We start from the raw sequence: 20,767 nt of genomic DNA, 5'->3' as shown, positions 1-20,767 counted from the left end.
TGACATCGAATAGTAGGCTATTTATTAGAGGGAAGCTGGTATCGTTTACTGATCTCTTTCAATACTTTCTTGTAATATTTTGTTTTGTCAGATTCATCAATAACGATAATTTCCACATCGTTGGCTTTGAGTAATTGCATTTTATCAACAGCGATTTGATGCCATTTTTTTGTGGTATAGTAAAACAGCTGATTTTGAATGAAGTCACTTTTTCTATAAAACTTATTTCGGGCACGATAGGTCAATAACCACCAGAGATCTATTTCCACAAAATCCAGCGATAGTCCCAAAATATGAATATCTTGGGTAAAGAACAAGTCTATCCATGATTGCAGCTGTAAGTCTTTTTTCTGTTTCAATCTCTTTATTAAAGCCGCTTTAAATACCGTATCCGAGGAATAATTAGTGCCATTTACAACATAATCTCTCATTTTCTGAAGCTGCCCACAATAATGTTCGTACCCCAGATTGATGGAGCTGGGACTGTCACAATCACCATGGATATGCCAAAATGTTTTGTCCGAAGTTTCATGTCGGCGAAAAACACTGTATGTTGTTTCTCGGATCAGGCTTGTATTCTTCTTTGAAGTGGATCCTTCCAAACTAAATTCATAATTTGTTGTGATGATGTTTTTAGTAGGGAGGGTCCGGATCAACTGGTGAATTTCATTTTGATTTATCTGGGAGACACTCTCCGAGATATATGTTTTAAGTTCTTTCTCATTAAGATGCTGTATCTTAATTGCATTTAGAAAAATCTCTTCATACAACATCGGAAAAGGTTTTTGCCCATTTTCCAATGCCGTTACATGATATTTTGTTTTAATGTTAGACAGCAAATCACTCCAACTGATTCCAGGGGAAATGTTATTGATATCATTGCCAACTAACAAGCTGAATTTATCCATTTTACAATTAATACTTATTGAAGATTCCCTCTATGACCGGTAAATCAAATGATTATGTACACATTATAATTTATACCTGTTGAGTACGAATCTGCATCTATCGGCTGGTCCCTAATTTAATAAAAAAGAATGGATGAAACGGGGTACAGATTGCTTTGCACCTTCATCTGTTCTAGACCTTCTTTTGACCAACATTCTTGTCGGAAATAGTGCATTTTTTTGTTTCTATACCATAAAAATCAGTTTCTTATGGGGAATCTGATCTCGAAAATTGTACCCTGATTCAACTTGCTTTCGACAGAGATTTTTGCGTTGAGTCGGTCTGCAATTCTTTTCACAATTGATAGGCCGACTCCTGATCCATCAAATTGCATCGCGTTAGGTAAACGATGGAATATTTCGAAAATCCGTTCAGTTTCTTCCGCTGACATTCCAATGCCATTATCCCATATTTTATACAAAACATAATCTTCTTCTATTTGGCTGTTTATACCTATTAAGGGAGCCGTTTTATTACTGCTATACTTGATCGCATTTCCCAAAAGATTTAGAAACAGTTGATAGACTAAGGTCTTTTCACCATCAATTGGAAGGATTCGCCCTTTTTCGAATTGCAGATTTTGAACATTAAATCTTACACTGCAGTCATCAATGATATTTTCAATGAATCGCTCCGGATAGACAGTTTCGTATTCGAACTCATAGCTTTTGCTACGGGCGAAATCGACTGTTTTATCTAGCATGTTATTCATTAACAGGATAGCGTCCATCATGTTTTTACCTGCTTTTCCAAGAAATTCCTGACTTAAACCGGTTCTGTCCCGGATCATCTGAGCTGTCATCTGTAGTGCAGCCAAAGGATTTTTCAGGTCATGACTCAGTGTGTAACTGAATGTTTCCAGGACATTATTTATCTCGATTAATTTCTCGTTGAGCGCTTGGATTTCGATGATCTTCTTTAAGCAGGCTTCCTGAATTGTAATGCTTAGGCTTTTTAAGAAATTAATTTCGCGTTCTTTCCATTTCGGGGCTGTGCCTTCGACTATTTTCTTCCAGGCATTGAAGGATGTGCGGGGCGAAGGGAAATTTATGGTCTTTGTCGGATCGTAAATAAGCTGTTTTTCAGGTTCCCCCGCCCAAGTCTCTTCTATTTTTACTTCCTTTCGGAAGAAATAGATTTTAAAGTCTAATTTATTTTCCAAATCTATTCCAGCAATACCAGGAAATGGAAATGTAGTCTCGTTTTCATCTTGATGTCCTTTGAAATCCGATTGCCAAAACAATTGATCAGAAATTGTTCTACTGAAATGACTATCCAGATTTAATAACATATCTTTTTTGGGCGCATGGCCAACAATATGCCATTTGTCGAGATATTTAAATGCGATTCCATCTGTTCGAAGGATGTCCATTAGGCTCGTGGTCAGTGCACTAATTACTTTGTAAAGATCTTTCTTTGTAAATAGATTTTGTCTGATTTCAAATGCGACACTCTTCGTTTTAAGTTTGAAGTTATTCTCTTCAATATGTTTATTGGCCAAAAAACTATTTACAGCATATTGAACAATGAAAATGGAAAGATGTCTTTGTGCTAGATCAATGTATTTGGGTAGTCTATTTTGACAAGCAACCAATCCCCATAGTTTTCCGTTGATGATGATGGAGAAACTACCACTTGCTTTTACTTGGGCATTTCGAAGATATTGCAGGTGTATGGGAGACATTGCGCGTATCGCTGTCATAGAGAGATCTAATTTCTCAGGTTCAAGACCCCAAATTGGTACTGGGACACTATCTACATCGGGTGTTACCCTAGCAAATATTTTAGTATAGAGTTGGCGCGCTTGTTGGGGAATATCAAACTCAGGATAACGATAGCCTAGTAATGGTTCCAAGTCGCCAACAACATGTTCAGCAATGACTTGGCCATCTCCACTCTCTGAAAATTTATAGATCATAACACGGTCATAGTCCGTCACCGTAAAAATATTCTCAGCCAGAGCCTTCCAGATGTCCTCACTGTCATTGATATGCTTGGCATAAAAGAATGTGTTTTTAAATTGATGCGATTGCGAACGATGTTGTTCGATTTCAATATATATCTTATTGTCAAAGGGATAGATGCTTAGGTAATATGGGATTTGTTCCAGATAGATATCAGCAACATAGCGGTGTTTGAAACTATCAGTATGATCGTGTAATATCTGATCAAGATCGATTGCATGTTGAATAGCTAAACAGTCGATAAACTTGGTTAAGCTTTGTCCCAAGAATACACTTTGTCTAGGCAAACCTGTTTCTGTCCAGTTTTCACTCCAGCCTATACAATTTTGAGTGGCATCAAATAGGATGAGACAACCAAAATGCTGTATTTGACCACAAAGATGTATTGGTTCTTGGTCACAATTAGAAAAATGATTATTGTCCATAAAACGCCGTTTGATATATTTTTCTAAAGTACAAAATAAATAATTAAGACATGGCTATTGCTGTCGGACATGTATTAACTGCATTTCGAAAATTATTTTTTTGGATTTATTTACACAAATAGAAATAACACTATGATAAAATATTGGTTATTTAGCTGTCTGCTTTTTGTTGCTACAGTTGTTGAAGCCCAGCGGCTTAATTCTGGATTTAACCTGCTTGAATACCAGGAAATGTTGCGAGTCAATGCATATATCTACGAACAGGTTGTGCATTCTACGATGCTGCCATCACAGCAATGTTTTGTGATGTTGAGTAAAACAAATAATGACTCGTTTTAGTGCTGATGGATGTATTGGCGCTGACAATAAAAAGGCTAGGTGAACCGATTTCCTAGCCTTCACGATATAACTCATCCTATGCTATAACGACCAAATAACAATGGAATAACGGAAAAGTTTTTTTTGTGGCCAACGAGAGTATCTTTTATACTAGAATCTTTCCGCCCAGCATAAGTTATTGGCTAGTTCTATACTAGAAAATTCAATATGGATAACTCTTCTACGTTTGTTGTTGCTTGTGCGTTTGGAACTATGGAGTAATAGTGGTTTCATGATCATAATTCCGCCTTCCGGGACAGGACAGTTTTTTTCCTGTTCCATGCTCCAATCGATGGTTTCGGGACGGTATATTCCTTTGTTATGTGAGCCTGGAATAATATTTAGTGCACCATTCTCCGCATCCGTGTCATCAAGATGAATTCTTATCGTAACTATATTTTCCAAAATTTCCAGCGGGGGCTGTACTGCATATTGATTATGTTTGACCGTCCAGTTCGAAAAACCGTCAGAATCAATTTTTTCGAGTACAGATATCGTTAAGTCTTGGTGGTATGATACATACCAATTTGATGTTGCGGGTTTATCGAAATAGATGCTCTTTACAATAAAATGGTCTGCTCCCAGTAATTTAGAAATAACATCTTTAAGGTTATCATTGAAAATTATAGTATATATAGCAGGTATTTCTTTAATTATCTGGCGGATCGCAAAAAGATCAGAGGAACGCCTGAATGTATCTCTTGAATGATCTTCGTTTTCAATCATGGTTACCAATTGCTCAACTTCATTTCTGCTAAAGACATTCTCGATGACAGTGAAACCGTCTTCTTTTATCTCGTTTTTTTTAATTGTTATTTGTTCGGATGTAAGCATTCCTATTATCTTATGTTGTACGTGTTGTTAATCTAAAACTTATGGCACTATGGTTGCTTTTTAGTATATTTTCCCTTGAAATTAGTTAGTTACAACTAAAATGAGATAGTGACTGTTGTTTTGGGAGCCCATATTTTGCTCAAAATACACTGCGTTTTGGTTATTGGCATAATAATACGTCTTGGATACTAATTTAATATATAGTTTCGAAAGATTTACATTTTCATTCCCCCTAGATAATCTCTTTCCAAATATTCTATTCGACGGGAAGCGTTTTTTATTTTTTGAGCGCCTTCTTTTTTGTTATGAATTGACCGACAATAAAAAATATTCGTTTTGAGCTGATATTCGGTAGTTGTTCCATACCGCTTACATACCGTTGATATTCTAATTTTCAAGCTTGATTCCCACCTAAATTTGTATAGAAATAGCAAATAAAGTAAATGCTGGCGGCCTTTATCGGAATAAAATTGGAATCCAGATAAGAAGAAGGAGACGATTAACATCAAAGTAAATTATAATAATAAAAGAAGACATGAATATTAAAGAACATCAATTGGTAGGTGTGTCCTATAAAGATACACCTAATAAAAGCGGTAATATCAAACCTATTTATATCATCATGCATTATGATGGCGCGTCTAATGCTACTAGTGCGATTTATTGGATGTCAGATCCAAAAAGCAAAGTTTCGGCTCACGTGCACATCAGTCGCGATGGTGTTGTAACACAACTGGCGCGATTCAATGTCAAATGTTGGCACGCAGGCCTGAGTTCCTGGGATGGATTGAAAGATCTGAACAGATACAGTATTGGGATTGAGTTGCAAAATAGAGGGACAGAATCTTATACCGAAAAGCAGATCAATGCGGCCATTGAAGTCTGTCAGGCAATTATTGCCCATTATCCTATTCAGGAAATTTTGGGGCACAGTGATATTGCCCCTGGAAGAAAGGAGGACCCGGGAGTACAATTCCCTTGGATGAAGTTTAAGCCACTATTAAAAAATAATTACTATGGAACTACTTGAAATTTTGGAAAAGCTGATTATTCCTATCGTTACTGCTATCGGAGGTTACTTTGTTGGTCGTCCCAAGCAGCAGGCGGAAGTGGAAGCTACAAATGTGGAGAATGCTGGGAAAGTGATTGATAAGTGGGAAGGTTATGCAAACCGGCTGGAAAAAGATATAGAACATTTAAGAACCATTATCGAAGATCTTAATGAAGGACTAAAACTCGCCAATGAGGACCGTATAGCCTGCTCGAAGACGTTGGCTGAGCTGCAGATGAAATATGATGACCTGATGAAGCTTTATAATGAATTGCAGATTGAACTAAAAAGAGTGAAAAATGAAAAATATATTTCGATTGACCGTAATGCTACTGCTCGTTAGTAGCTGCGGTTTATTTAAAAAGATTACTAAAACAAAGGAGTCGCAGACAGTGGAGGCGAACGAAAAAATGACCGAACTGTCAAGCGTGGATTCTAGTAGAAGGCACCTGGAGATTGAGCAATCATATAATCGACTCTTGACAGGGAGCGAGGCTCTGATGCAGATCGAAGGTGAAGAGATCGAGATCAGTCCGAATGGCGTTGTGCGAATAGGTAAGGGACGGGTAAATAAACGCCGAACGTATTATTCTGATAGCAGTAATGGTGTTGAGAAATATCTTTCTGATCAGCGTCGGGAGAGTGTCCACAATGTTCACTACAAAGAAGATAAACTGCGGATAGATGAAAGAGCTTCAAAACGGACGGTGCAGCCGGCTGGAACAAATATATTCTATTTTTTGATAGGCTTACTTGTAGTGATATACCTTATGGTCTGGTGGTTGCGTAGGAGAACGTAATAATTGGATAAAAGATTATTATACCGATCATGGAAAACTTCGTACTCGTTTGTTTTATGATCGGTATAATTCTTGGGAAACCAATCTTATTTATCATTGAAACGTTTATTAATGAAATAATAATTTGTCGCTTGCTTGATATCTTTCTTAAAATCATTATACATGTCAAATTGATTACATGCGCAGATGATGGACTTTTGTAAGGTGTCGCTATTTATCTTTAAATATGGACCAAGTTCCTTGTATATCGTGCTTTTTACTTTAGTCTTTAGGTTATCCAGTTTTTCGGGCTGAAAAATACGCAAGACAACGGCGATTGCCTTGTAACGATGCTGGATATCTTTGTAGTTGATGTACTCACCCATAATCTGTTGCGAGGGTATCCCCATAAATTCACAATAACAGTCGATGACCTGACTGATCTTGGAAAGATCGGGCTCGTATATTTTGTCAATTGATCTCAAAATTTCGGGATGGTTCTCTTTTAAGAAACTCATAATGAAAGAATAATATAAAGTGTTCATACGCTGGGAATTGGTCTTATCTTTTCGTTGACTTGTAATTGTTGTTAAACTTTTTGGTTGCATTAGCACGGTCATCAATTCTATACTTTGTGTTTCTTTTGAAGTAATACCATATTTTCTGATGTGCTGATGGTTCAATCCAGTTGACCTGTCTAGCTGCAAATTTGTTGTGAGGAAGCGTTCCATTTTTATGTTCTTTTAAAGTGTATATTTTTTGTTCTGTCTTATTGTAACTAATCATTCAAAGTCATTAACAGCTTCTTTTCCTTCTAATGATTTGCCGATAGTAAGCACTAAGTGTCCATAATGTTTGTTAAACAAAGTTAAACAAATTTGTTAATCATTCAAGGTTTTTAATGTTAATTTTGTTGAATATTTTGTATTCAATAAAAATTGTTAAACTTATTTGTTTAATTGTAATATGTTGATAATAAGGTGTTAATGTATTTATTTTATTTATTTATTTGTTTAGGTTTAATATCTTGTGTAACTTAGTGTCAGATTGTTATGAATTAGTGTAACATTTGTTAAATACCCTATAAAAACATGGAAACTTATCCGGATAATAATTTTGAGATTTTACGCTTGGAGATGGGAATTACCAATCGGGAATTTGCGGGCTTATTGGGGGTGCGTGAACAGGTGTATTCGCGTATAAAGAAGGGTGAATATCCGATCGGTCTCACCATGAAAACCCGTATTCAAAATGCTTTTCCCAAAGTTCAGTACGATTGGCTGCTTTATGGAAAAGGAGAACGAAATCAGTCCGGTGCAACCATTCAGCCTGATACTGTTTCCATGGTCAATGTAGGAAACGGAAAATCTATTGGATATTTTTCCAGTGATGTCAACTTTATTGACGAGAATAAGAACAATATATTCTTTGAGGTGTCTCCTGGACGCTATTTGATGCAAACTAAGCTCGTGACCGAGAAGGCAAAAGCTGGTTATCTTTCGGGATTTTCGGATGCTGAGTACATGGATGATTTACCTGCACATTTTATTACCGTGAATGAATTTCACAAAGGAGCTTACCGTTCTTTTGAAGTGAGTGGTGATAGTATGACAGACGGGACTGATGCCAGTGTCCTTGACGGCGATATTGTTACAGGACGTTTGATTAAACGAGAATTGTGGCAGTCAAAATTTCATACCCATAAATATAGATATTGGGTTGTTGTACATCGATATGAAGGGGTGATTATTAAGGAAATTGCTCATCACGATGTCGCTAATGGAATCCTTACATTACGTTCCCTCAATACAGACAAAGCTACTTATCCAGACTTTGAAGTCAGCTTGGATGATGTGGATCAGATCTTTAATGTTGTTGATATCAGCCGCTCATTATAAAGATGTTCAGTACATTTTTGTCTTTCACTGGACATCTTTGAAGTGATCAACCATAATCAAACCTTGTTTCGCAAATAAAACCCGCTTTTATTTGCGAAACAAGATTCCTGTTGCTCCTGCATATAGCTACTTGTATATGCCCAATTGTATCACCGCTTTCTCGTCCTAACGCTGTTTGGAATAATAAAGAGATTCTTTATGTCCGGAAAATATAAACCTTATGGCTCACAAGTTGTTAGTTTTTTAACTAAAAAATATAGCAAATAAAACTAATTTAATTAGTTTTATTTGCTATATTTGAATATGAATTGGAAGCAGATGAACATGTTTAATGTATGGTGTCTTAGCGTCGAACAGTATATATAATATACGCTATGACAAACAACCCTATATAAAGGATATTGGTTGCTCATTATTCTTACATGTTCATTGCTTTCAATTTCTATAAATCTAAGTGGTTAAATACGGCGTGTGCAGAGCATACGAGAAATAGAAACTTTAGAGAGATGAATATCCCGTTGACGAATGATATCCTTCAGGACTTAAAATGTAAAGGCTATAATATACTTAAGTCTGAGAATACTGTGGAAGATACGAATCAGTATTTTGTTCCGATAAAAGTGAATGATTTGTGGAGATTTCTGGAAGAGTTTGACAAAGAGTCTGCAACAATAGTGGTCGAAGATATCCTCGATGTTTCTGAGGGAGCCTTGGAAGGTAAATTTATTAGGGTATTTTAGAACTTAATGTAATTTCAAGTATAGATCCCGGATCGTATCGTGGAGATAGACTGTTCATAGGGGCTGCCATTTACTAATCCATCATATGTTTATTTTTAAGGCCAGGTTTTTTAACCTGGCTTTTTGTGTTTAAAAGAAGCGTTCCAAATCCCAAAAGCAAACCCTTTCGGATTTGGAAAATGATTATCGGGGGATGCCAACGAAATTAGATAAACTAGGGCTGTTCGACCTTTTTGGCTCTCCTGTTGTAAAAAGATTCCCCGGGCAATAATCTCTGTAAACTCTTTTATGACACCCCTCAAATGGACTAATGGAATTTTATCCTGCCAGCAATTACACTTATTAATAGTCTGATATGAGATGTTGTGCTACTTAGTTTTGTCGCTTTTGGTTTGTAACAGAGGAATAAATTTCTCATAACCTTCCGCTTTCATTTGATCTTTTGGGATAAAGCGTAGTGAAGCACTGTTTATACAATAACGTAGTCCCCCTTGTTCAGTCGGGCCATCATTAAAAACATGGCCTAAATGAGCGTCACCTGTTTTGCTTCTCACTTCAGTTCTATTCATCCCAAAAGACCTATCGCTTTTTTCGGCAATCAGCCGATCATTGATCGGTTTAGAAAAGCTTGGCCATCCGCAATCGGATTCAAACTTATCGGTAGAAATAAATAGGGGCTCGCCGGTGGTAACGTCAACATAAATGCCTTCCCGAAATTCATTCCAATAAGCATTGTCAAAAGCCTTTTCAGTAGCATTGTTTTGAGTAACATCATATTGTAATGCAGTCAGCTCCTTTTTCAGTGTTTTTTTGTCCACTTTATTGTACTTAGCCGGTTTCGGATTTGCCTGTCGCGCTTTCTCAAATAGGTCAGCGGGAATATGGCAGTAACCCTGAGGATTTTTCTCTAAATAATTTTGATGATAATTTTCAGCAGTATAGAAATTCCGTAGGGGACCAATTTCTACAACAAGCTTTGAGCTATAGCTCTTTGCAAGCTGACCAATCTCATCCCGGATCGTTTTTTCATCCTCTTTCTTTGTAAAGTAAATCCCTGTCCGATATTGAGTACCAATATCATTACCCTGTTTATCCATACTTGTCGGGTCAATTGTTTTAAAGTATAAGTCGATCAACAATTTCAAATCAACTAGCGTAGGATCATAATCGACTTTTACGGCTTCTACAAACCCAGTATTGCCCGTTGATACCTGTTCATAGCTCGGTTTGGCAAGATTCCCATTCGCATACCCAACTTCTGTAGCTGTTACCCCTCTTATTTGTTTGAAGTAATGTTCTGTCCCCCAAAAGCAGCCCCCCGCAAAGTAGATTTCGCTAGTTTTACTGTTATGAGCTGAGTTCTTTTCTGGAGCTGATGCTTTCTCTTCTCCTTGCGAAAAGCCTATTTTGACTATTATCAAGCCTATAAAGGCGAGTATAGTGATGGTCCATATAATTTTCATGATCTTTTATTTTTTAGCTGATTGCAATAAACTGATTCCAAAGCCAAGAAATAGTATATCCTTAAGGATAAAGAAATCTGTCACAGGAACTCCGTCTACATGTTTGAACATATTTGGTGTTGTAAAAAGATAACTTAAAGTCATCGTAAAAATAATACATACCCCAATTCCGGCGTATCGTCTCAATTGCTTAAATTTTAAACTCAGTAAGATAAGTATGGCAACAGCTATTTCAACAATACCAACAATATTGGACACCATTTGTTCACTCCATAGTTTGTATAGCCAGGAAGAGAGTGGATGATTCGCTATCAATGGCTTTATGGCCATCGCCTCCGTTGGGGTAAATTTGAAAACCCCAAGCCACAGAAGAATGAAGACTATGCCGAATGTTGAAATGTAGAAACCCCATTGCGATGATGGGGGGGAATTTTTTGTTTGCGTTATGAGATGCATTTTTCTAAAATTTTAATTTGTACTTACTGTTTCCCTTTTAGTAGCATGCACTTCAAAATCCTGACAAAAAAATCCTTTTATTTTAACTTGTCTTTTAATTTGTCTTTAAAGAGTTCTAGTTCATTTTTACTGAATTTTTCGGGAGCATCTTGTGTGAATATCTTTTTTATCATACTTTCCATTGCATGTACTTTGCGGTTATAGGCACTGCACCACTTACAGATCATAAGATGTAGCCTTAAGCGTATTTTTTGGAAAAATGGAATCTCACCAGCATTTTGCTGTTCGATAAGCAGTGTTGCTTGTTTGCAGGGCATTACCAATATATGAATGAGTTGTTTTATCATTGCTTACGAAATCATGAGATATTAAACCAGTTAAATTCCAGGCACTCCCGAAGTTGCATACGACTTCGTTGGAGGATTTTCCATAGATTAGTTGTCGTAAGGCCAGTTTCCTGACATACGCTAGCCGCTTTTTTTTCTTCTAAATAATAGAGCTTTACCGGGATAAGCCATTTTAGGGGCAATTTGTCCATACACTCAGCAATTACGCTATTAAAATCGTTGTTGTCAAGGAGGTTGTCGTCTTTTTCATTCCAGTCTTGTAGAACATCATTATGTTTCCATGATCCCTCATTATCAAAATAATGATCTAGTGGAATATTGCCTGTATGTCGGTACTTTTTACGGTAAAACTCAGCGACTTTATTCTTAAGAATAGCCATTAGCCAAGTCTTTACATTGCTCCGCCCCTGGAAAGAATGGTATGATTCGAATGCAGACATAAATACATTTTGGACTATATCTTCCGCATCTTGTCGGTCTGAAAGCAAAAAAAGAGCGCTATTGAGAAGTGTATCACTATAGATATCAATCCATTGTTGTAGATGTTCTGATCGCTTGTCCATGTGGTCAATTATAATCCTATAAAATTAGAAATAGTTTTTTGATACTTCTTATCTAATCAAAATTGATTACGGCGATCACAGAATTAGCTCTCTAAAAATTGGATCATAATCACTAAAAGAACAATAAGAAGAAAGCAAATGACAGTAATTGAAAGGATATACTGTTTTTTATTCCTTTTTATGAAAAAACTGTTCGCTTTCCAAATAAAAAATATATAAGCAAGTAAGGGATAAGCTATACTAAAAATCTTTGCCCAATACGAACTGATAGCGAAGAGAAGGAAGAGGGAAATCAACAAATATGAAACAGCTAGTGATAGATGAAATTTTCTAAAATATGGGACAAAAGCCTTTATGTCAAATTGTTGCTTTTCTGTTGACGAAAGGGTGTTATATCCAGAAAGGGACGAGTCTGCATTCTCTTCAGTGACTAGAAAAGCAACTGTTGCCAAAATTACGCTTAATACTAAAACTAAAGTAATCATCTGTTAAAAATTGTTTTTTGTGATCCTATTTTGTCTATTTTCTATTGAAACCTTACTTCGTTCCTCTAGTTCCATTTTCTGTAATTCTTGGGGATTAAAGGAACTCCTTTTGGGAAATAAAACCCGTTAAAATCAAAATAAAAAAAAGTTCCAGTTTTCGCATGTCTTATCTGTAGGAGCGCTTTTAAATTTTGGGTTGTGCTGATGTACCTGTAATCGAAGTGGCCATTTCCTAAGATGGAAGCATTTCCTTGCTGCGTATTGACAAGGACCAATTGTGTCTGATCATCTTTTGCTGGAATTAAGCTAAATTCGTCGTTCAATACAATTGTTTTATTTTGAGAGGTGATTATCTGGTTTTCAAGGTTTGGTGGAGGCATCATACTACCCCGTAGTTCAATTTCATGATTGAATAGTTGTTTGATTGCTACATTCTGGTAAATTGTATTGCCTAATTTTTTAAAATGTATATCATAGACTTCAACCATTTGGTTAGATTCTGGAATATTATATTTCTGGCCGAAAGCACGTTGAATAGCATTTTTGCTACCCAAGACAAATCCAACCAAAGTTATGGGGGCATCTTCATTTATTCGATATACCAGATCAAAACTTTCAAAATTCGGTAAGGAATTTATACGCGCAAAGTTTTTATCGGCACTCAAAACATCGTAGGTTTTATCCGTTTTTAATGCCCAGATATATTGCTTGCCATCCAAGCTTTCATTGTCCCACGCGTCATGATTTGGTTCAATGCTTTGGTATCGGATTGTTAGCTGTATAAGAGGACTTCCGGGCTTTAAGAGAGCTGAGTTTCCACCCACTTCAAAGTGATAATAACTGTCTTTGTTGATTTTCAAGCGGCCACATGCACTATCAAAATGCCCAGAAAACTGTTCCTGTCCCGAATAGGCATCAACTACAGCATCTTCCTTTTCATTTTTCGAGATAATATAACTACAGAAGTCTCCAATGACATAATATCTGTTCGGGCCATCCATTAGAGCGTCCGGATACACAGGTTCTGCTGTGGATACATCCATTAAACCCAATTTACCTTCAAATTTGAACGGAATAAGTTGGGGTCGTTCTTGAGCAGATACAAATAGTTGTATGGAAAAGAGAACACAAGTGAAAATAAATTTCATGATAAATTTACATTTAACAATGGCATCGATCACGATTGATTCGAACATTTAAACTTGAATTTACAAAAATAAATTTATTCAAGTGTTAAAGTTCTGTTGTGTACTTGTGCGCTCTTCCGTTTTTAAAATCTAAAAAAACAGCTATTGGAGAAGATTGCTTTTATTTTTCAAAAAGCCATTTTATGCCTACAACTAACATAATGATAACGGCAAGAACATATTTTATTTTAATTGCGTGTTGTTTTCTATAAGCGATGTAAATCCCCAGAGCCATGATAAGGGCAAATCCAATAATTACCCATCCAAAAGAGAAGCTGTTTCCAAGCTAAATATTGATCATATTTTTAGTTTTTATTAACGAGTTTGATCGGGTTTATAGCATGATTTTTTAATCTTTTTCGAAGGTTACGTCAGTTATTTTATAGTTGAAATTGCTTTTGTCCCTTTCACCTTCAGGTTTTTCTAATTCACTGTAATGTACAGTACCCGTCATTTTAAATGTGGTATGCGTATCGAGATTGATTTTCTCTCCGTTTTTATCAATGACATGGAAGTTTTTTAATGTATAGTTTTTTTGGTCTGCTGGGAGTTCAAATAGAACACTGTTTTTTTCTGTTCCAACAGGTAACATAACACTGAATGCTGTAAATTTCTCCGAACTGATTGCATGAGGTTTTACAACAAAATTCATTGACATGGTCTTCGATTTGCCTGATGAAAAGGTAAAGGAGGGAGCATCAAATTCACCGGTTAACTCGATGGTTTTATTCTGATTGTCATAGTTGGATTCCATGGCTTTAATCGTATCTACTGATGTTCCATTACATGCAGATAAGGACATTAAACCTATGGAGGACAATAATAGGGCGGGGATTATGTTTTGTGTTTTCATTGGATTTTTTTTATTAGTTTATACTCAAGATGATTTCATCTGGATCTTTTCTTCTTTTTTTTATAAAAGTACAATAGAATCTGTTATGCTTTATCGCAGGATTTAAATCCGTTGACAATGAATTTAAATCCGTATGCACTTTTGCTTTTTTCGTCTTTTTGCATGATCCGTTTTCCGCTACATCAGTACTTTTATTAAGGGAGATGGTATGGGGATGTATGTGCAAAAAGGGTCGGTTTAGAAAGCTTAAATGGAGGAAAGGCTACCTCATTAGGTAACCCACTAAACGAATTACAATGTAGCTTGGAATAATATGGAAGGAAATATGCCTTTTTTTACCGTCGTTAATCTTTGGATTTGAAAAATATAAGACTGATAATTAAACAGACTAAGGTTATGAAAGAGAACACCGTTCGCAGATTATTCCAGAATACCCAAGGTTCCTCAATAAGGAGACGCATTCGATTTAAAGCATCAGACGGTGCACCTGCAATATCTAATGTATCCAATTGATTGTTTAGCGGAACATTCTTTGCAGCCGTAATAATAAATACACCGATGATATAACTTGCACATGCAGCTGCGATCAAATAGAATTTTGGAGAAGATAAATCGAAATACATCACCGATGATGCAATCAATAATAATGGTGCTCCTAAAAAACAGCTGTAAAATACTGGATTTAAGATTTCTCTATTGATATTTTGCATTGCCATCAAATATCCCCTGTCATCCAGTTTGTGAAGTCCAAGATTGACGGAAAACGTGTAGGCGAAAAAGAGCCCGGATATTAATGCCGATGTTATCACAGCAGCAGCTAAAGTGATTTCTTGTAATTTCATTGGTGGTAAGTTTATTTTTAATCTTGACCTAGATAACATTACAAAAGGTTTAATGTTTTTACAAGTTCCCTTGCTGCTGCGCTTCCGGCGCGGTTGGCCCCGATTGTGGAGGCGGAAGGACCGTAGCCGACCAGATGAATTCGGGGTTCCTTGGCGATCCTTGTGGCGAGTCGCCCATCCATTAAGATGCCTCCATTTTCTTCTTTGGGCAGTACCGGATCTAAATGTTCCAATGCACTTTTGAAACCCGTATTCCAAAGGATAATATCTGCTTTTTCTTCCCTGCCATCTTCCCATTTCACACCGGTTTTAGTGATCTCACTAAACATGGGAAGCCGTGTGAGTACCCCTCGTTTTTCCATCGCGCGGATTTCAGCTGAATAAGGCAGTCCCGTCACGGATACAACTGATAGCGGTGGTAACCCTTGCCGCACACGCTCCTCTACCATAGCAACAGCATTGTGACCCGCCATATCATCAAAAGGGCCTTCACGAAATAGTGGGGGACGTCGTGTGACCCATGTTGTTGTAGTCACTTCCGAAATCTGATCCAACAATTGGATGGCAGATATTCCGCCACCGACTATAATAACATGCTTGTTTCTGAAATAGTCTGCTGTTTTGAAATCTCTTGTATGAAGTTGCTCTCCTTGAAATAGTGCTGCCCCTGGGTATAAAGGGATATAAGGGTTCTCCCAGGTGCCTGTGGCGTTAATGATGCCCGCTGCAGAAAACAACGTTTCAGCAGTATCTATATGAAAACGTTGCCCATGCGAAGATACCTTATCAACTTTAAGTGGTCGATAAACTTCTAGCCCATACCTTTTTTCATAGAGATCGAAATAATGTGGGACAGCTATATTTGCCTGTACCTCGGTCTCATTATTTGTCAATGTTTCTTCAAATGACATACCTGGTAGGTCATGGATTTTGTTAACCGTACTTAATGTGAGCGAAGACCAGCGAAATTGCCAAGCACCACCAGGAGCAGGGGCTTCATCCAAAATAATGAAGTCCTGATTAATCTCCAATCCCAATTTCTTTAAATGATAAGCAGAAGAAAGCCCGGCTTGTCCTGCACCGATTATCGCAATTTTGGTTTTGTAACGAATATTGTTTATCATCAATTAGGATATCTAGCGCCAGCCTAACTCAGGTGCAACATGTTCCAAAATAGCCGAAAGTACATGAATATTGTAATCTACACCCAAGGTATTTGGAATTGTCAGGAGAAGAGTATCAGCTTCTTGGATAGCTTCGTCCTGAGCCAGTTCTTTGATGAGCTGATCAGGCTCGGCCGCATAACTACGGCCAAAAATAGCGCGTTTGTCCGCTTCAATGAAACCTATCTTGTCGGCCCGATCTGCTTCCTGTCCAAAATAATACCTATCTAAATCATCAACCAATGCAAAAATTGACCGACTGACTGAAACTCTGGGTTCGCCAGGATGTCCAGCTTCTTTCCAGGTTTGTTTATATAGACGTATCTGTTCGGCCTGTTGTATATGGAAAGGCTTTCCATTTTCATCGTACTTTAATGTCGAACTTTGTAAGTGCATCTTGTTTTGAGCAGCCCATACCGCTGTCGCATTCGATGCTGCACCCCACCAGATACGGTCACGCAACCCTTCAGCGTGTGGTTCTAGCCTAAGTAAGCCCGGAGGGTTCGGAAACATCGGATAGGGATTTGGTTCAGCAAAACCTTTTCCTTTGAGTTTTTCCAGGAATTCTAAAGCCTTCCTACGGCCCATATCAGCGTCGCTCTCACCTTCAGCGAGCTCATAACCAAAATAACGCCATCCGTCTATTACCTGTTCAGGTGAACCCCTACTGATACCCAATTGTAATCGGCCTTCTGAAATTAAATCGGCTGCCCCAGCATCTTCCACCATATAAAGTGGATTTTCATAGCGCATATCGATTACTCCCGTACCTATTTCAATCGTATTGGTCTTTGCCCCAATGGCAGACAATAAAGGAAAGGGAGAGGCTAACTGATTGGCAAAATGATGTACACGAAAATAAGCTCCGTCTATGCCTATTTCTTCTGCTGCTACAGCTAGATCTATTGACTGAAGTAATGTGTCACTTGCTGTTTGGGTGCTATAAGCAGGGTGTTTGGACCAATGTCCAAAAGATAAAAATCCTATTTTCTTCATTCGTCGGGACGAGATTTGATGTTTATCAAATTTAATAAATCTATACTGATCTAGGACTCTTGGTTTGTCCTATGGATGTCAATAAAATAGCAATTGAAATCGTCCTCACAATTGCCATTTGGCAATTGTGAGGTGTATAAAAGCACTAACTTTGTATATTGATTGTACTATAATATATTCATGATGACATCCGAAAAATTGTTGAAACAGATTGATTTTATCAAGGAGATTGATAAGTTGAAATACATCCAGCGAAGGACTAAGCTTTTTAATAGTGATCGTTGTGAGAATGATGCCGAACACAGCTGGCATTTGGCGCTGATGGCTATTGTTTTAGCTGAGCATGCTGACGAGTCTATAGATCTATTGAAAGTTATTAAAATGGTATTGATACATGACATTGTTGAAATTGATGCTGGAGATACCTTTATCTATGATGACGAAAAAGCACATAGTAATACGGAGGAAGAGCGTTTAGCCGCCAAACGAATATTTGGAATGTTACCGGAGCAGCAAGCGGAAGAACTCATTTCGATCTGGGAGGAGTTTGAAGCTGGGGAGACTCGCGAAGCGCAGTTCGCCAAAGCAATGGACCGATTGGAACCACTGTTGCAGAATAGTTCTAACAATGGGGGTACCTGGAATGAACCTGGTGTAAACTATAATAAGGTATACGCAAAAAAGAGTGTGATCAGAGATGGTTCACCTGTATTATGGGAATATGCCGAAAGTTTAATTGACGATGGCGTGAAAAGGGGAATTTTGAAGAAAGCTAATTCCTAGCGGCCGTTTATTCTTTTTCTGCTATTCAAACGAATATTAAATCAACGCTGGCGAATTGTAAATGTGAGATTATGGTAAGGCGTATTTTATATACATTTATTTTGCAATCAGGTATGAATTATATAAAATCAAGAACAAGTACATGAACACGACACATCTTGGTAAATTTGAGCATGACCGTACAATTATTGATAAGTATGTGAAAAGTTCTGCTTTTGGAAAGAACAAGCTTGTCTATGCGCCTTTGATTATAGGCATAGGATTACTCTGTTTCCTCGCATTTGCTATTTTTGAAGGACTGGTCGAAACTATTGGTATAGGTGTCATTAGTATCATGTCGGTTATTGTGGTTGTCTGCTTTATTTTGGTAGCAGTTATTAATCGCTCTGCACATAAAAAACTTTATGAAGAGACTAAGACGGCGCCTGTATGTATCGCAAAGAAAGTCTACGGAAATGATGTGCAAAATATCTACTACTGTATCTATAGTACTGGAGAGACGAGACACGACAGCTCCTTTATCAATAAAATCTCTGAAAAAATTTTTGCTATTCCAACGAATACCAATGACAAGATAGATAAGGAAATTCTGGATCTTTTCAAGATAGATTTTGTGAAACCTGGAGAATTTGCGAAGAAACTTCCGTTGGCATTTACAGATGGGGTAGCGGTTTGGAGACGACAATTTGCATTAGGTAATTTGCCGAAAGATGTCCAACAGCAGATCGAAGATAATGACAGGCAGTTTTTTGTGATAGCGATCGTTCCTGAAAATCCACGTATACTTACAGAACAGTTTTCTTAAGAAGCCATTTAAATCAATATACTAACTGAGCCACATTTTGTCAAATGTGGCTTTTTTGTTTTAATGCTTGATGTGTATTAAAAGGAAAAAAGAGATTGTTTACCGACCTATATCCGCTTTTTGCCGAAAATATATGGGATAAGAACTCCTTATTTGGGAAATTGGCCCATCATAATTTAATCGCTATAGGTATGGTACATTTCTTTAACGCATTGATCATTTTGTTGTTTTTTATGATTTTAGCTTTGTTTTCGAATATCGAGGCAAAGAAACATAACGAAGTTTTCACTGATGCTTTGCAAGTCTATCATACGGATTCAGTACGTACATCTGACAAGAGGGAACCGACCGATTTACAACGCTTATCAATCGATAAGCAGTAGATGAGGTCTAAAGAGTTGGGCGATAGGGTCTTTTATGCTTAACGCATAGAAGAAAAACTAAGCGGAGGCATGATTCGTTTATGAGAGTATACTAGAGTTCTGTAAAATTAAGTGAGATCCGATACTATGAAAAGAGTTGAAATATTTAAAACGAATGTCAATAAATATAGAGAAGCACAACAAATCGTTGTGACGCTTCTACAGCTGTTCTCCTCCTATAAAGTTAACTTTGATCTTGACGATGAGGAACGGATTTTAAGGATTGAATCTTCACAATCGGATATTGAGATAGGTGGGATTGTCAAACAGATGCTCGATTGGGGCTACCAATGTGAACGTATAGAATAACGATGAGCGTCCACGACAGTGGACTTAGCTATAAATGAAATGGGGCTCGGTACAGAATAATAAAAAATGTTTTTTTAAATTAATTATTAGACTTACTTTCGATTCCAGTATCTCTCCTCCAGACAAAGTTTCTATACCGAAATGAAAATGTCTATGATGGAGGTTCTTAAATAACATCATGTTCGAAATGAAATACTGTAAAAATATCATTCTTTTTATAGCCATAATTTATAGCTGTATCTCTTTTGCACAAACCAAAAGCAATGTGCTTTCTAGCTGTCAATCCGAAGTATTGCATTCTAATATTTTAAACGAAAACCGGACGATCAATATCTTTCTTCCTAATAATTATCAGGCCAACGATACGGTAACTTATCCTGTCATCTATGTCTTGGACGGGGGTATGGAAGAAGACTTTTTTCATATTGCGGGAATTGTTCGTTTTGATACACAACCTTGGATTGCGAGATTCCCCAATAGTATTGTTGTCGGAATCGAGGGAAATACCCGAAAACGTGATTTTACTTTCGCTGTTCCAAACGTTGATTTCCTAGAGAAAGAAGGTTTTCAAAAAAGCAGTTTTCCTACCTATGGCGGATCCGAAAAATACATGGGTTTTCTAAAAGATGAATTACTGCCCCATATCAGTAAAAATTATAAGGTAAACACACAACGGACGATTATTGGAGAGTCACTAGCTGGGCTTTTCTCAGCCGAAATACTACTTAAACAACCTGATCTCTTTGATAATTATATTATTGTCAGTCCGAGTCTGTGGTGGGGACAGCAGGAGCTATTGAAAAATACAGAAAAGCTATTGGAGGCTAATTTGAGAAAAAAGGTGCGTGTATATTTGGGAGTGCCTAATAGAGAAGAAGATATTAGAATGTACCAGGATGCCGAGGCGTTTTACAAAGTCATAGGTAACCATAAGAAGATAGATGTTATTTTTGATTATATGCCTGAAGAATTGCATTCAACAGTTATCCATCAGGCTGTGTATAATGCATTCAAGAGATTATACCCAAAAACAGCCTATTCTAAGTAGTTCTCCTGACATTTTTTGTCTGACTAAC

At 37.2% G+C, this 20,767-nt stretch carries 24 protein-coding genes and 1 pseudogene; 10 read left to right on the top strand and 15 right to left on the bottom strand.

Translation table 11 applies throughout. From position 1 onward, the window contains the following. Positions 1–17 precede the first annotated feature (17 nt). Complete coding sequence (locus tag LC454_RS05545) at positions 18–908, bottom strand: SIR2 family protein (RefSeq protein WP_223580423.1); 891 nt, start codon at positions 906–908, stop codon at positions 18–20. Between the two features lie 239 nt (positions 909–1,147). Further along, positions 1,148–3,337 (bottom strand): ATP-binding protein, encoded by a 2,190-nt coding sequence (locus LC454_RS05540; RefSeq protein WP_223580422.1) that lies wholly within the window; start codon positions 3,335–3,337, stop codon positions 1,148–1,150. Between the two features lie 132 nt (positions 3,338–3,469). Here LC454_RS05540 and LC454_RS05535 point away from each other — a divergent pair, with 132 nt between their 5' ends. Continuing rightward, positions 3,470–3,676, top strand: coding sequence for a hypothetical protein (locus tag LC454_RS05535; protein ID WP_223580421.1), 207 nt, complete (start codon positions 3,470–3,472; stop codon positions 3,674–3,676). 150 nt (positions 3,677–3,826) lie between these two features. Here the strand turns inward: LC454_RS05535 and LC454_RS05530 are convergent, their stop codons facing one another. Continuing rightward, positions 3,827–4,549 (bottom strand): phytanoyl-CoA dioxygenase family protein, encoded by a 723-nt coding sequence (locus LC454_RS05530; RefSeq protein ID WP_223580420.1) that lies wholly within the window; start codon positions 4,547–4,549, stop codon positions 3,827–3,829. Positions 4,550–5,084: 535 nt separating this feature from the next. Between LC454_RS05530 and LC454_RS05525 the strand changes: the two genes are divergently transcribed. Genes LC454_RS05525 through LC454_RS05515 form a run of 3 tightly spaced genes read left to right on the top strand, consistent with a single transcriptional unit; the run spans position 5,085 to position 6,400 of the window. Beyond that, complete coding sequence (locus LC454_RS05525) at positions 5,085–5,579, top strand: N-acetylmuramoyl-L-alanine amidase (protein ID WP_223580418.1); 495 nt, start codon at positions 5,085–5,087, stop codon at positions 5,577–5,579. Next, a complete protein-coding gene (locus LC454_RS05520) occupies positions 5,566–5,943 on the top strand; it encodes a hypothetical protein (RefSeq protein ID WP_223580416.1) in 378 nt (125 codons plus the stop codon). The genes LC454_RS05525 and LC454_RS05520 overlap by 14 nt, the downstream gene beginning before the upstream one ends. After that, on the top strand, positions 5,900–6,400 hold the full coding sequence (locus LC454_RS05515; RefSeq protein ID WP_223580415.1) for a hypothetical protein: 501 nt from the start codon (positions 5,900–5,902) through the stop codon (positions 6,398–6,400). The genes LC454_RS05520 and LC454_RS05515 overlap by 44 nt, the downstream gene beginning before the upstream one ends. Positions 6,401–6,486: 86 nt before the next feature. Here the strand turns inward: LC454_RS05515 and LC454_RS05510 are convergent, their stop codons facing one another. After that, positions 6,487–7,110, bottom strand: coding sequence for a hypothetical protein (locus LC454_RS05510; protein ID WP_223580413.1), 624 nt, complete (start codon positions 7,108–7,110; stop codon positions 6,487–6,489). Positions 7,111–7,470: 360 nt separating this feature from the next. Here LC454_RS05510 and LC454_RS05505 point away from each other — a divergent pair, with 360 nt between their 5' ends. Together LC454_RS05505 and LC454_RS05500 are read left to right on the top strand one after the other, a co-directional pair. Continuing rightward, the gene (locus LC454_RS05505; protein WP_223580411.1) at positions 7,471–8,277 is read left to right on the top strand and encodes a LexA family transcriptional regulator; all 807 of its coding nucleotides are present in this window, start codon (positions 7,471–7,473) and stop codon (positions 8,275–8,277) included. Between the two features lie 506 nt (positions 8,278–8,783). Beyond that, complete coding sequence (locus tag LC454_RS05500) at positions 8,784–9,017, top strand: hypothetical protein (RefSeq protein ID WP_223580409.1); 234 nt, start codon at positions 8,784–8,786, stop codon at positions 9,015–9,017. A gap of 368 nt (positions 9,018–9,385) precedes the next feature. Here the strand turns inward: LC454_RS05500 and msrB are convergent, their stop codons facing one another. From msrB to LC454_RS05450, 11 genes and pseudogenes are all read right to left on the bottom strand, one after another. Further along, positions 9,386–9,835 (bottom strand): peptide-methionine (R)-S-oxide reductase MsrB, encoded by a 450-nt coding sequence (gene msrB, locus LC454_RS26610; RefSeq protein WP_279634411.1) that lies wholly within the window; start codon positions 9,833–9,835, stop codon positions 9,386–9,388. A 75-nt stretch (positions 9,836–9,910) separates the two neighbouring features. Continuing rightward, positions 9,911–10,480 (bottom strand): annotated as a pseudogene (gene msrA, locus LC454_RS26605) (peptide-methionine (S)-S-oxide reductase MsrA); the annotation flags it as partial. 6 nt (positions 10,481–10,486) lie between these two features. After that, the gene (locus LC454_RS05490) at positions 10,487–10,936 is read right to left on the bottom strand and encodes a DUF417 family protein (protein WP_223580407.1); all 450 of its coding nucleotides are present in this window, start codon (positions 10,934–10,936) and stop codon (positions 10,487–10,489) included. Positions 10,937–11,013: 77 nt separating this feature from the next. Next, entirely contained in the window at positions 11,014–11,283 is a 270-nt protein-coding gene (locus tag LC454_RS05485) for a hypothetical protein (protein WP_223580405.1), read from the bottom strand. Between the two features lie 11 nt (positions 11,284–11,294). Next, complete coding sequence (locus LC454_RS05480) at positions 11,295–11,846, bottom strand: sigma-70 family RNA polymerase sigma factor (RefSeq protein ID WP_223580403.1); 552 nt, start codon at positions 11,844–11,846, stop codon at positions 11,295–11,297. An 83-nt stretch (positions 11,847–11,929) separates the two neighbouring features. Continuing rightward, entirely contained in the window at positions 11,930–12,331 is a 402-nt protein-coding gene (locus LC454_RS26600; protein WP_120259680.1) for a DUF3784 domain-containing protein, read from the bottom strand. Positions 12,332–12,396: 65 nt separating this feature from the next. Beyond that, a complete protein-coding gene (locus LC454_RS05470; protein ID WP_223580401.1) occupies positions 12,397–13,479 on the bottom strand; it encodes a hypothetical protein in 1,083 nt (360 codons plus the stop codon). Positions 13,480–13,867: 388 nt separating this feature from the next. Further along, entirely contained in the window at positions 13,868–14,371 is a 504-nt protein-coding gene (locus tag LC454_RS05465; protein ID WP_223580399.1) for a hypothetical protein, read from the bottom strand. Positions 14,372–14,715: 344 nt separating this feature from the next. Beyond that, positions 14,716–15,213 carry a DUF1772 domain-containing protein gene (locus tag LC454_RS05460; RefSeq protein WP_223580397.1) on the bottom strand — a complete coding sequence of 166 codons (498 nt, stop codon included), beginning with the start codon at positions 15,211–15,213 and terminating at the stop codon, positions 14,716–14,718. 38 nt (positions 15,214–15,251) lie between these two features. Beyond that, positions 15,252–16,337 (bottom strand): NAD(P)-binding domain-containing protein, encoded by a 1,086-nt coding sequence (locus tag LC454_RS05455; RefSeq protein WP_223580395.1) that lies wholly within the window; start codon positions 16,335–16,337, stop codon positions 15,252–15,254. Positions 16,338–16,349: 12 nt separating this feature from the next. Further along, on the bottom strand, positions 16,350–17,372 hold the full coding sequence (locus LC454_RS05450) for an LLM class flavin-dependent oxidoreductase (RefSeq protein ID WP_223580393.1): 1,023 nt from the start codon (positions 17,370–17,372) through the stop codon (positions 16,350–16,352). A 180-nt stretch (positions 17,373–17,552) separates the two neighbouring features. Between LC454_RS05450 and LC454_RS05445 the strand changes: the two genes are divergently transcribed. The 4 genes from LC454_RS05445 (at position 17,553) to LC454_RS05430 (ending at position 20,739) form a co-directional block, all read left to right on the top strand. Further along, a complete protein-coding gene (locus LC454_RS05445; protein WP_223580391.1) occupies positions 17,553–18,155 on the top strand; it encodes an HD domain-containing protein in 603 nt (200 codons plus the stop codon). A 142-nt stretch (positions 18,156–18,297) separates the two neighbouring features. Beyond that, positions 18,298–18,960, top strand: coding sequence for a hypothetical protein (locus LC454_RS05440; RefSeq protein WP_223580389.1), 663 nt, complete (start codon positions 18,298–18,300; stop codon positions 18,958–18,960). Positions 18,961–19,469: 509 nt separating this feature from the next. Beyond that, the gene (locus LC454_RS05435) at positions 19,470–19,691 is read left to right on the top strand and encodes a methyltransferase type 11 (RefSeq protein ID WP_223580387.1); all 222 of its coding nucleotides are present in this window, start codon (positions 19,470–19,472) and stop codon (positions 19,689–19,691) included. A 187-nt stretch (positions 19,692–19,878) separates the two neighbouring features. Next, positions 19,879–20,739 (top strand): alpha/beta hydrolase, encoded by an 861-nt coding sequence (locus tag LC454_RS05430; protein ID WP_223580385.1) that lies wholly within the window; start codon positions 19,879–19,881, stop codon positions 20,737–20,739. Positions 20,740–20,767 lie beyond the last annotated feature (28 nt).

The organism is Sphingobacterium sp. GVS05A (genome assembly GCF_019969845.1).
Taxonomy (GTDB): Bacteria; Bacteroidota; Bacteroidia; order Sphingobacteriales; family Sphingobacteriaceae; genus Sphingobacterium.
This window is presented reverse-complemented; position numbering and strand designations above follow the sequence as displayed.